The organism is Oceanospirillum sp. (assembly GCF_048265165.1).
Lineage (GTDB): Bacteria > Pseudomonadota > Gammaproteobacteria > Pseudomonadales > Halomonadaceae > Oceanospirillum.
Genome location: NZ_JBLXCD010000001.1, coordinates 375,832 through 392,351 on the forward strand (window position 1 = coordinate 375,832; position 16,520 = coordinate 392,351).

Sequence of the window (16,520 nt, forward strand, 5' to 3'; positions counted from 1 at the left end):
CAGACGCAGGTGACGGAGCAGGATAATTAATCCAGATCGGCGAACATCTTCTGAATACTGGAGAAGTCCAGAGAACCGTTACCGTTTGCCGCATGCATGGCAAACAGATTTCTCGCCATGGAACCCATAGGGATGCTGCAACGGGATTTAACTGCGGAATCAAACGCCAGACCCAGATCTTTCGCCATCAGGTCCACCATAAAGCCGCCCTGATAACCGTTAGAGGCCGGAGCATTCTCCATCACACCCGGGTAAGGGTTGTAAACCTGCAGTGCCCAGTTATTACCAGAGCTTTTTGACATGATGTCAGACAGTACAGCAGGGTCCAGACCATTCTTAACTCCCATACCGATCGCTTCAGTCGTACCGGCCATCAGAATCGCCAGCAGCATATTATTACAGACTTTAGCCACCTGACCGGCACCGGAATCACCCGCATGGAAGATATTCTTACCCATCGCTTCCAGAATCGGCTTAACCTGCTCAAACGCCTCTGCCGAACCACCTACGATAAAGGACAGAGTACCAGCCTTCGCTCCACCTACACCGCCGGAAACCGGGGCATCGACCATTTTGATACCACGCTTGTCAGCTTCTGCGGCAACACGTTGAGCAGATTCTGCAGCGATGGTGCTTGAGTCGATAATAACGGTATTTTTATCAACAATATCCAGCAAACCAGCCTGATCGATGTAAAGACCTTCTACGTGCTGCTGGGCCGGCAACATAGAGATAACAAAGTCCTTACTAGTTGCCGCTGCCTCAGCGGAATCTGCGGACTGAGCACCTTCAGCAACCGCAGCCTGAACTGCAGCAGGAACCAGATCAAATACCGTCACCTCGTGACCGGCTTTAACCAGATTCACAGCCATAGGGCCACCCATGTTGCCTAAACCGATAAATGCGATCTTAGCCATCTGTTAATCTCCATTTGTTCTTGTTTTGATTGTTAGATTTCTTAATCTGTTAGCTCGGTATTACAGGCAGAACAGTGAATCAGCACCGCCCCGCCAACGAAACTTATAACGGGTGCTGATTAAAGATCATTCAGCGGGTGCTGCCCCTTATGCCACAGAGGTTCAAAGAAGCTATCCAGCCACTCTGCCTCCACCGCAGCCACATCAGAACTGTGCCACTTTGGCTCACGATCTTTATCGATCAGCAGGGCACGAATTCCTTCAGCAAACTCACCTTTACAGGCCGCTTGTACCGACAGATTCAGCTCGGAACGAAACACCTCAGCCAGGGACATCTGGCAGGTTTCCTGCAACTGACGCACAATCAGCTGCATCGCCGTTGGTGAGCCCGCTGCCAAAGTAGCCGCTGCACGGGACAACCACTTGTCTTCCGTCTTCATCGAAGTGATCTGCTTAACCAGCCCTGCCATATCATCGGCATCGGTCAGCTGCTGAATCAGATCAAAATGATCACGAACCGGTGACGCAGGCAGAGCCTCAAGACTTTGTGATTCCTGCTGACGCAATATCTGATTAACCACCGTTTCCGCATCTGCAGACCAATCAGCGGCTTTCAAAGCGTTAAAGGTTGCTTCGCGACGATCATGGGTGACAAAGCGATCACCCAGCCCGACAAACAGGGCATCAGCTGCATTGATGTTGGCACCGGTCAGCCCAAGAAACAGACCAGTACGACCCGGCATACGGTTCAGAAAATAACTGCCGCCCACATCCGGGTATAAACCAATGGTAATTTCCGGCATCGCAATACGAGCCGATTCGGTCACCACACGATGACTGGCACCCGCCATCAGACCTAAACCACCTCCCATCACAATACCATTACCCCACAGGATAAACGGCTTGTTGTAGGTGTGAATCAGGTGATCCAGACGGTATTCATCGGTAAAGAATTTTTCCGCATAAGGGTTAGGGCCACCGGGATGCTCAACCATGGAGTTATATAGCTGAACAATATCACCGCCGGCACAAAACGCTTTATCACCGGAACCCTGCAGCCAAACGGCTTTTACCTGATCGTTCTGCTGCCAGGCAAGAAACTGCGGATACATCGCCTCGATCATCTCAAGACTTAAGGCATTGAGTGCTTTCGGGGCGTTAAGCGTAGCTACACCAATCAGATGACCGTCCTGCGTGGCCAGCTCTTCAAAAATTACAGGTGCATCAGACATTAAAAATCCCTCAGATACTGTGACCGCTAAGAAAGCGAAGGCTGTTAAATAAAATCACGCCAACAAGGATAATCAGGCGTTTTTCCATTCGGGTTTACGCTTCTCAAGAAACGCATTCACACCCTCTTTCTGATCCTGAGTGTGGAACAGATCGACAAACAACTCCCGCTCCTGCATACAACCCACGGCCAAAGAGTTATTGCCACGGGCGTTGTGTACCAGGTTCTTACAGGCGGTCACCGCAACAGGGCTTTGTTTCGCCACTTTATCGGCCAGAGCAATAGCGGTTGCCAGTGCCTCACCCTTGCCAACTACTTCTTCGACCAGACCGATCTTCTCAGCCTTCTCAGCGGTTACGCGCTCACCGCACAGAATCATGCGTTTCGCCCAACCTTCACCCACCAGCCAGGACAGATTCTGAGTACCACCGGCACAAGGCAGCAGCCCAACAGCCGCTTCCGGCAGCGCCATCTGCGCCTGTTCTTCTGCGATACGGATGTCACAGGCCAGTGCGCATTCCAGACCACCACCCATGGCATAACCATTGATCGCCGCGATAGAAACGCCCCGGAATGCCTGCAGTGTTTCAAAGGCTTCACCAAAGATACGAGCCATATGACGGGCAACGGCTTTATCGCCATCGGCAAACTTGTTCAGATCCGCACCGGCAGAGAAGAACTTCTCGCCCTGACCGGTAACGACCAGCGCATAGATATTCAGATCAGCATTCAGGTCTTCGATCAGTTTTTTCAGCGCAGGCAGAGACTCATCATCCCAGGTGTTCGCCGGAGGGTTATTAATGGTCAGAATGGCCGTATTGCCCTGCACTTCTAACAGGAGTTTTTCAGTTGTGGACTTAACAGTTGAATTGCTCATCGAATGACCTCCAGAACGCCGTCCATCATGACGCGGCGAGAAATAATTAAACGCATAATTTCATTAGTCCCTTCCAGAATCTGATGCACACGGGCATCACGCATGTAGCGTTCCAGAGGGTATTCCTTGATATAACCGTAACCACCGTGCAGCTGAATCGCATCATTGGTCACATCAAAACAGGCATCGGTAGCAAAGCGTTTTGCCATGGCACAGTAGAGTGTCGCCTCGCCGTCTTTTTCATCCAGCTTGGATGCTGCCAGACGCACCATCTGACGGGATGCCACCAGCTGAGTGACCATATCTGCCAGCTTAAACTGCAGCGCCTGAAAACTTGCCAACGGTTTGCCAAACTGTTCACGTTCCTGCATATAGCGCTGGGTGTCATTGACAGCAGCCTGAGCAGCCCCCAATGAACAGGTGGCGATATTGATACGGCCGCCATCCAGCCCCTTCATGGCGATTTTGAAACCATCGCCCTCTTGACCCAGAATATTACGGGCAGGTACGCGCACATCTTCAAAGGTGATCAGGCGGGTTGGCTGACTGTTCCAGCCCATTTTTTCTTCCGCTTTACCGTAATGAACTCCATCAGCATCCGCAGGCACAACAAAGGCTGAAATGCCTTTAGCGCCATCTTCCTGAGTACCGGTACGGGCCATCACCACCAGTACATCGGTACTACCTGCGCCGGAGATAAACATCTTGCTGCCATTGAGGATATAGTCATCGCCATCACGGCGGGCAGACGTGCGTAGTGCACCCGCGTCAGAACCGGCACCCGGCTCCGTCAGGCAGTAAGAACCCAGTTTTTCACCCATCGCCATGGCCGGGGCAAACTCATCACGCAGATCATCCGCCGCAAAGCTTGCGATCATCCAGGTAGCCATATTGTGAATGGTGATATAAGCCGTGGTTGACGTGCAGCCCATCGCCAGCTCTTCGACAATAACGCTGGCATCCAGGCGACTTAAGCCCATACCACCCGCTTCTTCCGGCACATAAATACCGCAAAAGCCCATTTCACCGGCTTTTTTAATCACATCAACGGGAAAAATATGCTCAGCATCCCACTGAGCTGCATGGGGAGCCAACTCATTCTGAGCAAAAGATCGCGCGGCATCCCGAAAGGCGATCTGATCTTCTGAAAGATTAAAATCCATAATTCATACCATTGGCTGTCTTTGTTGTTTTATTAAACTGTCTTTGCTTATTCTTACTGGAGAGCCTGTATCATTTTTCTAAAACCTGCTTATATCTCAACGGTTTTCGTGCAAATACATCTCAAGAAACACCGGCGACATAATCAGCCTTTAAAAAAGTGACGTTAACGTCAACTTCACAACAATATAGAGAATCCACCCTGTAATGCAATAGGGCTAAAACCCTGTTTTAAGACATAGACAGAAGCAGAAAACAGAGGAAAGGGCAGTTCCCTCTGTTTCCCGATACCGGTTTACTTCAGATTAATCGAGAAGTTAGGGCCGGATTCAATATCTTCGTTGAACCAGCGCGCAGTAACAGTTTTAGTTTCGGTATAGAAACGTACTGCCTGCTTACCATAAGCATGCTGATCGCCGTAGAAAGAACCTTTCCAACCGGTGAAGGAGAAGAATGGCAGCGGCACAGGGATAGGAATATTAATACCCACCTGACCCACTTCGATTTCATGCTGGAATTTACGCGCAGCAGCACCGGAAGCAGTAAACATTGAAGTACCGTTACCGTATGGCGAGTTATTGATCAACTCAATCGCTTCATCCAGAGTATCAACCTCCACCAGGCACAGTACCGGGCCAAAGATCTCATCCTGATAGATGGTCATTTCAGGCTTAACACCGGCAAACAGCGTTGGGCCAACCCAGTTACCATCCGGATAACCGTCTACTACACAGTCACGACCATCCAATAGCAGCTCTGCACCTTCATCAACACCCTTCTGGATCAGGCCGTTGATACGCTCTTTAGCCTGAGGGCTGATTACCGGGCCATAGCTGGCAGCCGGATCATTCCAGGCACCCGGACGCGCCTGCATCAGGGCTTCTTTAATTTCATGTTTCCATTCACGGGCTTCACCCACCAGAACCGTTACTGAGATTGCCATGCAGCGTTGACCGGCAGCACCCACAGAGGCACCGGCAATATTGTTAATCACACGCTGTTTAGCTGCATCTGGCATCACAACCATGTGGTTTTTAGCACCGGCGAAGCTTTGTACACGCTTCATATTGTCAGTACCGGTTTTGTAGATGTACTGGCCAACCGGCACAGAACCTACAAAAGAGATCGCACGAATATCCGGATGATGCAGCAGGAAGTCCACCTGCTCTTTACCACCATGAATCACCTGCAGAACACCTTTAGGCGCACCCGCTTCCACAAACAGTTCCGCAAGACGTGTTGGCGTTAGCGGATCCTGTTCAGACGGCTTCAGAATAAAGGTATTACCGGAAGCGATCGCCATCGGGTACATCCACAGCGGAATCATCGCCGGGAAGTTAAACGGCGTAATACCGGCACACACGCCCAGAGGCTGAATGTAGCTGTAAGTATCGATTTCACGGGCAACGTTTTCTACCGTTTCACCCATCATCAGGCTTGGGATGTTTGCGGCATGCTCAACCACTTCGATACCGCGCCACAGGTCACCCTTAGCATCTTCGAACGTTTTACCGGTTTCAGAACTCAGGATCTCAGCGATCTCATCATGATGCTCTTTCAACAGCGCCTGATAGCGCATCATGACGCGGGCACGCTCAGAAATAGGTGTCTCTTTCCAGGTCTCGAAAGCAGCTCGTGCACTTTCGTATGCCGCTTCCATTTCGCCTTGAGTAGCAAACGGTACTTCACACAGCACTTCCTGCGTTGCAGGATTCGTTACCGGCATGAAGTTATCAGATTTACTCTGAACAAATTCGCCATCAATAAACAGCGGGACTCGTTTAGTTGAACTCATACTTATCACCTTATTCCGTCCGGTTAACCGGTTTTATTGTTGTTAGCCGCCTGACAGCGATCATCACTATCAGACTCTTGTCAGATCTTGTCCACTTTCATCTGATCCCTTCAGGACAAACCGTCCGGAACCTCTTCTAAGCCTTAGGACAAACCTAGCGGTTGCTTGGATATAACTAAACTAGCACAGGCCATAGCAGCCAAGGATTGACTAAGTTGCCCACTTAATGGACTATATTGCTGTTTACAAAACCTTATGCGCCCGGAGTCCGACTAATGTCGCAAACCTCAGATTGGCCACTCCCCTCTGGTAGCATTCGCTATCTTGTTCCTCAGTTTCTTCGTGATAAGTTGCGCCAACACCCATTAAGCTGTGGGCTCTACCCAATTTCCTTCGGTAACTATAAAGAGGCACTAGGGCACCAGATGCAGCGGCAGGATCATGATGACTTCCTGCTTATCTACTGTATCAAGGGTAGCGCCAACCTTCGGCTCAAAGATCAGTATTATGAGGTTTCCGCGGGAGATATACTGCTTCTTCCGCCGGGCACAGACCATGAATACAAAACGAAAGACGACGATCCCTGGAGTATTTACTGGCTACACCTCAAAGGGGAAGATTGCCATCTTGCGGCAGATCATGCAGGTTTTATAAAAGGCAATTACCTGCAGAAATTTGGCACACACCCCAAACTTATCCAGGATTTTGATCACCTTATTGATTGTCGTACCGGCGGCTACAACGTCAACACATTCGTCTATGCCGCCAATTTGATTCGACAGATCCTGTCTTATATTGCGCTTCTACAGCCAGCAACAGCCAGTGCTCGCAGCAGCCAACTTAACCTGGACACTGTTCACGCCCTGATGCAGGAAAACCTGCATACCCGGCTCGACCTCGACACCATCGCCAAGGCTGTCAATCTGTCAAAATTCCATTTTGTGAATAAATACAAAGAGCTGACCGGGATGACACCGATTCAGCACTTTCTGCACCTAAAAATAGAGCGCGCCTGTTACTTGCTGGATATCACTCAGCAAAGTATTTCAGAGATCAGCTACAGTCTTGGTTATGAAGATAGCTATTATTTTTCCCGTCTGTTTAAGAAGGTGATGGGTATCGCACCAACTCAGTATCGACGCAAACAGCGTCACTGATTCATTTAAAGTACAGCTAAATTTTAAGAAGACCTGCACCACCCGCAAAGCCAGACGCATCTTATCTTTATAGAGGCAACATATTGTGCTGGTGGCTTTTTTGTTAAAATAACCCACAGTTTCAGATAGTTAATTTGCAGGGTTCATCGCAATGCATCGTCTGCGAAACAGCGTTTTTACTCCGCCTGGCAGCGTTAAAATCAATTTCTGCGATGACCGCTTGTTTTCACCTTTACGTAAACGTAAACTTTGGATAGAGTTAGCCTGAGAGACAGGCGGACACACTGACGGCCCATAGATATGACCTTACAAAGCAGAATTAATAAAAAAACATACGGCATTAGCGAGCTGTCAAAAGAGTTCGACATCACCACTCGCACCATTCGTTTTTATGAACAGCAGGGACTGATCTCGCCAACCCGTAACGGTCAGACCCGAATTTACAGTGAAAAAGACCGGGTTCGGCTGATGCTGACACTCAGAGGCAAACGTCTGGGTTTCAGCCTTGCTGAAACCAAAGAGCTATTTGACCTGTACGACACCACACTGGAAGGCGATGAGAAACAGCTTAACCTGATACTGGGTATTCTCGGCGAAAAGAAAGCGGAGCTTGATCAGCAATTACAGGATATTCAGCGCGTACAGACTGAGCTGAATCTGGTTCAGGATCGCTGCCAGAAAGCGCTGGATGAGGTGTTAAGTAAGAAAACTCAATCCTAATACCCCGCACTGAGTAGTGCCAAGATGCTCAAGAAAAGATTCACCGGAGTAAGTCGGTGCCAGGTAATACCGTACTGTGATCAATAAACATTAAGTCAGTCAGCCTTATACATTTTTTCAGTGACTGCCGGTTAATAAAAATAAATCTCCGGCAGGTACTTAAGACTTTGGAGCAGAAATGTTCCCGTTAAAACAACAATAAAATCAACCTAAAAGGTGGGTTATGACTACAAAAGCAATGAGCTACGTTAGCGGCATCAGCGATATGCCTCTGATTGGAAAAACCATTGGTGACCTTTTCGATGAAACCGTTGCCAAATACCCCAATAATGATGCCCTGATCTCCCGTCACCAGGGAGTGCGCTACAACTACACAGAACTTCAGACTGAAGTTGATCGCTGCGCCAAAGCACTGCTGCACATGGGTGTTGAAAAAGGTGAGCGGGTCGGTATCTGGGCGCCCAACTGTGCAGAATGGTGTATCACCCAGTTTGCCACAGCTAAAATTGGTGCCATTCTGGTCAACATTAACCCCAGCTATCGCACCCACGAACTGGAATACGCACTGAAGCAATCCGGTGCCAGCACTCTGATTCTTCAGGGTGAATTTAAAGTATCTCATTACGTTAATATGATCTGTGAACTTGCCCCTGAGCTGCGTGACAGTGTGGCGTCTCAATTCAGATCAGAAAAACTCCCTCAGCTTAAGCGTGTTGTTTGCCTGGATGAAGATCTGGCTACCGAAGGTATGTGGACCTGGTCTGACCTGATGTCCATGCACGACAAAACCACCGATGCCGAACTCCGCGAGCTACAGGCCACACTGCAGTTCGACGATCCTATCAATATTCAGTACACCTCCGGCACCACAGGTGCTCCAAAAGGCGCAACCCTTAGCCATCACAATATTCTGAATAACGGCTACTTTGTGGCCCGCGGCATGGATTTGACCGATCAGGATCGCATGGTTATTCCGGTTCCTCTTTATCACTGCTTTGGTATGGTGATGGGCAACCTAGGTTGTATCACCCATGGCGCAACCATGATCTACCCGGCAGAAGGTTTTGATCCGGTAACAACCCTGCAGGCCGTCGCTGAAGAGAAAGCAACAGCGCTGTACGGCGTACCCACCATGTTTATTGCTGAGCTTGAGCACCCGGAATTTGACTCATTCGATCTGAGCACGCTGCGTACCGGTATTATGGCCGGCTCCATCTGCCCCATCGAAGTGATGAAGAAAGTGATCGCCAAGATGCACATGAAAGATGTGACCATCTGCTACGGCATGACCGAAACCAGCCCGGTGAGCTTCCAGACCAAGATGGATGCCCCCATTGAAAAACGCGTTTCCACCGTAGGTACGATCCATCCGCACCTTGAAGTAAAGCTGGTGGACCCGGAAACCGGCAACGTGGTTGAGCACGGTGAAAAAGGCGAACTTTGTACCCGTGGTTACAGTGTCATGCTGGGCTACTGGAACAACGAAGAAGCCACCGCTAAATCCATCGAAAACGGCTGGATGCACACCGGTGATCTGGCAGAAATGGATGAAGAAGGCTATGTCGCTATCACAGGACGGATCAAAGATATGATCATCCGTGGCGGCGAAAACATCTACCCCCGTGAAATTGAAGAGTTTCTTTACACTCACCCTGATGTCAGCGATGTTCAGGTGATCGGTGTACCGGACCAGAAGTACGGTGAAGAGGTTATGGCCTGGGTTTCCCTTCATGAAGGTAAAGACCTGTCTGAAGAAGAGATCCGCGAGTTCTGTAAAGGTAAAATCGCTCACTTTAAAGTACCTCGCTACTTCAAAATCACACGGGACTTCCCGATGACAGTGACCGGTAAAATCCAGAAGTTCAAAATGCGCGAAATCAGTACAGAAGAGCTGGGTCTGGAAGACTAATCTGTTTTCTGTCCGACAAGGACACCCCTGCTAAAGGAGAAGCTTGTAACTGAAGCTTTTCGGCTCAAAGGCGGCTCTTAAATACAAGAGCCGCTTTTCTTTTACTTGTTCAGAAATAAAGCAGATATCTGCCGGTTCAGATCGTTACAGGAGCATCCTCATGAGCAGTATTACGCAACATTACCAACCCAATGAAACGCTCTGGCAGAAGATTGAAGAAACCCTGACTCAATCAGATATAAACCCTGATACTCAGCTCAACAGCAACCTGCTGGCCCCCATTGATCAACTGCATATCGGTGGTCGCCAGGCGACTCAGGCTTTGCTCCACCAAGTCGATCTGAAAGCGGGCTGCCACATACTGGAGATCGGCTCCGGACTGGGAGGAACCGCACGGCTTATCGCAGAAACCCTCCCCTGCCACATAACCGCCATCGATATAACCCCTGATTTTTGTGAAGCCCATCAGGCGATCAACCAGCGGATGTCCCTTAATAATATTCAGGTAATCTGCGCTGATGCCTGTGATACCCAGGTTCAGACAGGCAGTCAGGATATCATTATCAGCCAACACACACTGATCAATATCCCTGACAAAACGATGCTTCTGAAAACACTTGCAGAGAGCCTGAAACCCGGCGGCAGCTTCCTGCTGCACGAAGTTATTGCCGGCAGCAATAAAGAGCCTATAAAGCTACCTGTACCCTGGGCATCTGACATCAGCCATAGCCATCTTCCGGATAAAGATGAGTTAATTGCCCTCTTTGAAAGTGCCGGTTTTAGACTAGAGCGTTTCACAGATGTCACCGAAACAGCACTGGCATGGCGAAAAAAGCATACCCAACGGGAGGCGGGCAGCAACCAACAGGGCACAACTCAGGCTGGCTCGCCTTTAAATCCCGGCATTATATTTGGTGAGCGTTTTTTAACCATGGGCAAAAACGTGATGGCCAACCTGACGGATAACAAAGTCTGTGTCGTGGAAGCTGTTTTTAAACGTAGTTAATATAACGAAACAGACACTTGCCCACTACTCACGCACCAGGTCAAAGCGATGTTTTTGGCCTGAGTACTGATAAAGCACTCCCTCTTAGCTTAAGACTCCTCAACATAAGATTACCTAAAGGCCAAAACTCATAACAAAACTCTGGTTTTAAGGCCTCTACTCCAATATTATTACCCAATGTTACAAAGGATCATGAAGCATTTTGCCTGCGTATATAAAGAGGTCGTTTGTACGCAAAAAAGGAACTGCACCACAACAATAATTCCAAGCAACTGCCAAGGAGATAAGCCGCTATGAGCGCTCAAGGAATACCAACCGCCTCAGGAACCCCTTTACTGACGCAAATGTTACTGACCGTTATGTTGCCGATCATTATATTGATGTGCGGCCTCACCTTCTGGATCTATAGCGAAATCAAGTCTGAGACCTCAGATATTATGCTGCATTCCGGTGAACAGGTGGCTGAAGGGCATGCCGCAGAGGTCAGTGCTATCCTGGCTGGCTTACAGGAAGAAGTTTCCATGCTGGCATCAACCCCTATGCTCTCATCTGAACGGCGGGAACAAGCGATACAGAAGTGGTTCTCCGGCAACCTGAAAGAGATCAAACTGGCAGAAATGATTTTTTTCGTTGATACCCAAGCTCAGGCAACCTATCTGGCCAGAAATGGTAAAACCGGACAAGCAAAACTGAGTGAACGTCAATATGTAAAAGACCTTCTGAGTGGCAAATCAGAATTGATCCTCACCAATCCAATTGTCTCCAAGGCCACACAAAAACCTGTCTCAGTCATTGCAAAATCCGTCAGGGACGACAATGGCAAGATCGCAGGGATTCTGGCAATCACTGTCACCTTAGAAATGCTGAGCCAGATCACTGAGAATATCGATCTCACAGATGGCAGCTATGCCTGGATTGCTGATGGCACAGGCTTACTTGTTGCTCATCCTTCAGAAAAGGCTCGTATGAGCATCAATGTGACCGACGCGGATAAAAAAGGTTTTACAGGCCTGAATCAGCATGGCAAACGTATGGTAGCCGGAGAAAAGGGTACGGGTGAAATTCTGAATATTCAGGGTAAGCCGGTCACCATGATCTTCTCTCCCATTAAAAATACGCCGGGGTGGACATTTGGTGTATCGGTTCCTACGGCGGAGTTATATGCCACAGCAAACCGTCTGTCGACCCTGCTTGTGATTATCATGCTGGCCGTTTTGGTAATTATTATTGGCTTAGTCGTTATGGCAAGTTTTTCTCTTGCCAAGCCTATTCAGCGCCTGGTTAACGCTATGGAAGTCGTCACCAGTGATGACAGCGGTATCAATGCCCGCCTTAAAGCGTCAGGCCCCCGCGAAATTCAGGCAGTTACGGTTAGCTTCAACCAATTTATGGAAAAACTCGGACAATCGGTAGACCGGATTATCGGCATTGCCGGAGACCTGACCCAGTCCTCCCATACACTGGAAAAAACAGGATCAACACTAAACCAGCAGGTAGCAGCCCAGGCTCAGGAGATGGATCAGGTGGCGTCAGCCGCTAACCAGCTGACCAGCACCTTTGAAGGGGTTGCTCAAAGTGCGCAACAGGCCTCAGACGAGAGTATCCGGGTAAAAGAACAAGCAGGCAAAGGCCACAAAGCCCTGATGCATAATCAGAAACAGATCGCCTCTCTTTCAGATCGCATTAGTGCTGCCGCACAGGAGCTGCAACAACTTCACCACTCCAGCGAACAGATTGGAGAGGTACTGGATAGCATCACCGGCATTGCCGAGCAAACCAACCTGCTGGCCCTGAATGCCGCCATTGAAGCAGCCCGCGCAGGTGAGCATGGACGAGGCTTTGCGGTTGTTGCCGATGAAGTACGTACGCTGTCGGAGCAGACCCGAAAATCGACAGAGAAAACCCAGAGTGTCATTCAGGAACTGCGTGGGCTGATTGTTCATGCCATCGGCACGATGGATGCCGGAGCCAAAGAAGCGGTAGAAACTGTTGAACGCTCAAAAGAGGCTGAACAGGCGCTAACTGACATACAGCAGGCCGTATCTCAGCTGGAGCAAATGAACCTGCAGATCGCCAGTGCAACGGAGGAGCAGCAAGCGACCATGGTCGAAGTTAACGACAACATGGGGCATCTTGCGGAAGCCGTTGTCATACTCCGGGATGAAACCCAGCAGATCAGCCAGCAAAGTGCCTCCATGGCCAACGCAGGCCAACAGATGGAGCAGATTGCCCGCGCGATCTAAACACTTTCGTTGTAATGACAAAAGCCCGGTAAACAGATTTTTTTACCGGGCTTTTTCTTGGAGACTCGTTGCTTACAATTTAACTGTTGGACTGAACACACAACCCTACCTTACGCTGAAAACATAAGCGACAAGAGACACTCTTAAGTCCTCTGTTATACCTTGGATGCCGCAGCTTTACTGCCCGAAAGGGTACAGAGTATCAGGCCACTATCCGCAGAATCAGAATTGATAACCCGTTCACCATAAGAGTCCCAAACTGAACTGTTGCCACACGTTTCCCAACCGCCTGTCTCGGAAATATGGTTGCTTAAAAGTACCGCGAAACCATGCTTCAGAGCTATTGCCGATAAAATCTCCGAGTCAGGCGCAAAACCCTTACCAGAAATCAGAGCACTTACAACATAGATATCAGCACCGGATTCTCGGGCTCTTCGGGAATGCTCTGGCTCTGCAAAATCAGCGCAAATAGCCAATGCCAGCCGATGACCTTTGACCTTAAAAAAGTAATCAGCAGGCCCGAATAAGCAATATTGTTCCTCACCTGGATGAAGATATTGTTTCGAGTAAAACTCAACAGAGCCATCTGGAAAGCAAATAACAGCGCCTATGAAAGGCTTAGAAGAGCAGTCAGAACTCAATGGACAGCCAGCGATAACAATGATCTGGTTTTCAACTGAGGCACGGGATAATTCCTGAAAGCTCGATGCTTCTGGCGAGAAAGCTAACCTCGCTGCCAAATCCAACTCATAACCCGTCAATGATAACTCAGGAAAGATAACAACATCTGCATTGTGACGAGAAGACCTAGAGATCATTTCAAGATGATGCCTTAGGTTGCTCTTTAAATCACCTCTGACAACTGGAATTTGGGCCAAACTTATCGTTACATCTGTTTTCAAGCTCTCTCTCCTTAAAACATAATGCTCGCCTATCGGCACTTGGTTGTCGTAAGTAACAGAGCTTAAACCCCATCCAGCACCATCTGCCGGATCTTTACGGCTTTCTCGAAATGATCCAGCCGGTGGGTCTGAATCCACCAGCTTGCAACTTCCATCAGGGTTTCGGGGTCGTCATTTTTGTTGGCGAAGAAAGCGTAGAAGGAAACACCCACCGCCTCGCCTTTCTGCTGAATCTTCTTATCACACACCTGAATAATATTACGTCTTAGCGTTTGTCTCATGGGTTTCTCGGTTTTATCTGTTCTAATTTCATCAAATTTGACGAGCTGTAAGCCTAAAACAAACACCACTGTATTGATATACAGTCATGGTAAAAACACGTCTTCAGCCGTTATAACTGACCGCCATAGGTGGCTCTTTCCCAGCTAATCGCACCGAATACCGCTTCAATCACTGCCTGGGCCATCAGCTCACCAAAGAGCACGTGTTTGCCACAGAACTTAACCTCGGGACCAAAGCCATTCACAAATACCACAGAATCCGTACCCGTGCCGGTTGCGATCAGTCCGGATACAGGACTTAGCACCTTTGCATTCTGTAAGGCGGCGGCCTTAGCTTCGGTCACCATCATAACTGCCTCCACCAGAGCCGCCTGAGTCAGACAGGCGTTGGTCAGCAGAATAATGTTGATGGTGCCTATTTCTTCCGGCTCAGAAACCATACGACGGTATTCCGCCTTGTCACCCGCCCTACGGGCATTAGAAAAACCAGCTGTCGCCAGAACGAATATCTCAACCCCATCGGCTACCCGCTTGGCTAAATGATAAGAACCCATAGACGCAGCGGTCATCATACCAACAAGGTTACCCGTTACCCCGAGGATCTCACCGTAATGGGCAAGGGTCGTTTCTGCAGGCTCATGCTGCTCGGTGTGTTTGGGTACGCGCAAATTCAAAACCCCATCCACCCACTGCAGACCACCATTTAACACTCCAGAGCTTAAGACCTGATGAGGCTTTTGCAGATAAACCATCAGATGATCACTGGTGTGTTCTACAGCGGCAAACTCTCCCAGCGACTGAAGTGAACGCTGGCAGTTAGATTTGTGAGAAAATTGGAAAGTCATATCGTCGGATACCGGATGGAATGAATGCTGGCTTTATCAGTGATGCTAATATTGCGTTCAGAGTACACAGTTTACCCGATAAGCTTACTTTCAATCACGAATCGCCTGATAGCGACATACCGAAATACCAGCAACTTGCCAAGCTTCTGCCGCCTTATTAATATGCCCCGCCTTGTTATTTAATTCGTTATCCGGAAGAAGAAGTCGCTTATGTCCCTGCCTCCATGCCCGAAATGTAACTCTGAATTTGTCTATCAGGATCAGGAACTTCTGATCTGCCCGGAATGCGCCCATGAGTGGAATCCCTCAGAACAGCCGGAAGATGATTCGCCAACAGCAAAAGACGCTAACGGCACTCAGCTAAACGCCGGCGACAAGATCACCCTGATCAAAGACCTTAAGGTTAAAGGCAGCTCTATGGTGCTGAAAATCGGCACCAAGGGCCTGATCAAGCGCATTGTTGATGGCAAAGATCACGAGCTGGACTGCCGTTTGGATGGTGCCGGTGACATGATGGTTACCGCTAAATTTGTGAAACGGGCGTAATGTTTTAAACGGCTGAAAAAGCGGGCACATCGGTACCCGAGCCATTGCTCCGATCACAGAAAGACTGTATCTCATCGGGGGTCAGATTACGCCATTGGCCCTCGCAGATATCTAACCGGACAGCACCAATCTGCTCACGGTGCAAAGACCTTACCCGGTTACCCACCGCTGCAAACATGCGTTTTACCTGATGGTAACGCCCCTCAGTAATCGTCAAAAGAACCTCTCTAGAATTAACAACCTCAAGCTTTGCGGGTTGAGTTGGCTTTGCCTCGCCCTGCAACAGAATGCCTGCAGCAAAACGTTCCGCCACATGCTCACTTATCGGTCGCGACAAGCCCACACGATAGACTTTTTCACACAGCCGATCCGGGCGAATAATCTCAAACGACCAACGGCCATCATCGGTAATCAGTACCAAGCCTGTTGTGTCGGCATCCAGACGGCCCGCCACATGCAACTCCTCGGTATGATCAATACCGCTGCCATTAAAAAGTGACGGGTAAGCTTCATCCACGTTAGAGCAGACAGTACCTGCAGGCTTATGCAGCAGCAGGTAGCGAAAAGAACGGGCTGTGAGCACGGAACCATCCCATGTGATGCAGTTATTCTCATGCACTTGTGCCCGCTCACTTAACACCACACGGCCATTAACCTGAATACGCCCCTGCTGTATCTGTTCGCGCGCTAGCTCACGCGTCAAGGTGGTACTTTTACAAACAAACTTATCCAGCCGCATTGTCCATCCTAAGCAGGGGTAATGTAAGGTGATTTTCTTTCAGATCAAGATTTCTAGGTAATGAAACATCAAAACTGACGTAACACGGTGTGATCTCTCAGACAAACTGCTGGTTGATCCGGTTGGAAAAAAGCTCTAAGCCCAGCTTATGTCTGAGCAGTAATCAGGTCACTATATCCACCATACTTGCC

General features: G+C 49.1%; 15 protein-coding genes. 6 read left to right on the top strand and 9 right to left on the bottom strand.

Annotated features, from left to right (window positions below; all coding sequences use genetic code 11):
• Positions 1–26: 26 nt before the first annotated feature.
• From mmsB to ACN0R8_RS01585, 5 genes are all read right to left on the bottom strand, one after another.
• Complete coding sequence (mmsB, locus tag ACN0R8_RS01565) at positions 27–917, bottom strand: 3-hydroxyisobutyrate dehydrogenase (RefSeq protein ID WP_417594392.1); 891 nt, start codon at positions 915–917, stop codon at positions 27–29.
• Positions 918–1,036: 119 nt separating this feature from the next.
• Positions 1,037–2,149 carry an enoyl-CoA hydratase/isomerase family protein gene (locus ACN0R8_RS01570; protein ID WP_417594394.1) on the bottom strand — a complete coding sequence of 371 codons (1,113 nt, stop codon included), beginning with the start codon at positions 2,147–2,149 and terminating at the stop codon, positions 1,037–1,039.
• 72 nt (positions 2,150–2,221) lie between these two features.
• Positions 2,222–3,025, bottom strand: coding sequence for an enoyl-CoA hydratase (locus ACN0R8_RS01575; RefSeq protein ID WP_417594396.1), 804 nt, complete (start codon positions 3,023–3,025; stop codon positions 2,222–2,224).
• Positions 3,022–4,188: an acyl-CoA dehydrogenase family protein gene (locus tag ACN0R8_RS01580; RefSeq protein ID WP_417594398.1), complete on the bottom strand. Its 1,167-nt coding sequence runs from the start codon at positions 4,186–4,188 to the stop codon at positions 3,022–3,024. Before ACN0R8_RS01580 ends, ACN0R8_RS01575 begins: the two co-directional genes overlap by 4 nt.
• A gap of 293 nt (positions 4,189–4,481) precedes the next feature.
• Positions 4,482–5,981: a CoA-acylating methylmalonate-semialdehyde dehydrogenase gene (locus ACN0R8_RS01585; RefSeq protein WP_417594400.1), complete on the bottom strand. Its 1,500-nt coding sequence runs from the start codon at positions 5,979–5,981 to the stop codon at positions 4,482–4,484.
• 275 nt (positions 5,982–6,256) lie between these two features.
• Between ACN0R8_RS01585 and ACN0R8_RS01590 the strand changes: the two genes are divergently transcribed.
• The 5 genes from ACN0R8_RS01590 (at position 6,257) to ACN0R8_RS01610 (ending at position 13,016) form a co-directional block, all read left to right on the top strand.
• A complete protein-coding gene (locus tag ACN0R8_RS01590; RefSeq protein WP_417594402.1) occupies positions 6,257–7,138 on the top strand; it encodes an AraC family transcriptional regulator in 882 nt (293 codons plus the stop codon).
• A 300-nt stretch (positions 7,139–7,438) separates the two neighbouring features.
• Positions 7,439–7,858 carry a MerR family transcriptional regulator gene (locus ACN0R8_RS01595; protein WP_417594404.1) on the top strand — a complete coding sequence of 140 codons (420 nt, stop codon included), beginning with the start codon at positions 7,439–7,441 and terminating at the stop codon, positions 7,856–7,858.
• 223 nt (positions 7,859–8,081) lie between these two features.
• Entirely contained in the window at positions 8,082–9,767 is a 1,686-nt protein-coding gene (locus ACN0R8_RS01600) for an AMP-binding protein (protein WP_417594406.1), read from the top strand.
• A gap of 160 nt (positions 9,768–9,927) precedes the next feature.
• On the top strand, positions 9,928–10,773 hold the full coding sequence (locus tag ACN0R8_RS01605; RefSeq protein ID WP_417594408.1) for a class I SAM-dependent methyltransferase: 846 nt from the start codon (positions 9,928–9,930) through the stop codon (positions 10,771–10,773).
• Positions 10,774–11,066: 293 nt separating this feature from the next.
• On the top strand, positions 11,067–13,016 hold the full coding sequence (locus ACN0R8_RS01610; RefSeq protein WP_417594410.1) for a methyl-accepting chemotaxis protein: 1,950 nt from the start codon (positions 11,067–11,069) through the stop codon (positions 13,014–13,016).
• A gap of 155 nt (positions 13,017–13,171) precedes the next feature.
• Here ACN0R8_RS01610 and ACN0R8_RS01615 read toward each other — a convergent pair whose 3' ends face one another.
• From ACN0R8_RS01615 to ACN0R8_RS01625, 3 genes are all read right to left on the bottom strand, one after another.
• On the bottom strand, positions 13,172–13,918 hold the full coding sequence (locus tag ACN0R8_RS01615) for a carbon-nitrogen hydrolase family protein (protein WP_417594412.1): 747 nt from the start codon (positions 13,916–13,918) through the stop codon (positions 13,172–13,174).
• 62 nt (positions 13,919–13,980) lie between these two features.
• Positions 13,981–14,199, bottom strand: coding sequence for a DUF6500 family protein (locus tag ACN0R8_RS01620; protein ID WP_417594414.1), 219 nt, complete (start codon positions 14,197–14,199; stop codon positions 13,981–13,983).
• 110 nt (positions 14,200–14,309) lie between these two features.
• Positions 14,310–15,044, bottom strand: coding sequence for an adenosylcobinamide amidohydrolase (locus ACN0R8_RS01625; protein WP_417594416.1), 735 nt, complete (start codon positions 15,042–15,044; stop codon positions 14,310–14,312).
• A 210-nt stretch (positions 15,045–15,254) separates the two neighbouring features.
• Between ACN0R8_RS01625 and ACN0R8_RS01630 the strand changes: the two genes are divergently transcribed.
• Positions 15,255–15,590 (top strand): zinc ribbon domain-containing protein YjdM, encoded by a 336-nt coding sequence (locus tag ACN0R8_RS01630; RefSeq protein ID WP_078318861.1) that lies wholly within the window; start codon positions 15,255–15,257, stop codon positions 15,588–15,590.
• Between the two features lie 4 nt (positions 15,591–15,594).
• Here the strand turns inward: ACN0R8_RS01630 and ACN0R8_RS01635 are convergent, their stop codons facing one another.
• Positions 15,595–16,329 carry a pseudouridine synthase gene (locus ACN0R8_RS01635; protein ID WP_417594419.1) on the bottom strand — a complete coding sequence of 245 codons (735 nt, stop codon included), beginning with the start codon at positions 16,327–16,329 and terminating at the stop codon, positions 15,595–15,597.
• Positions 16,330–16,520: the final 191 nt, after the last annotated feature.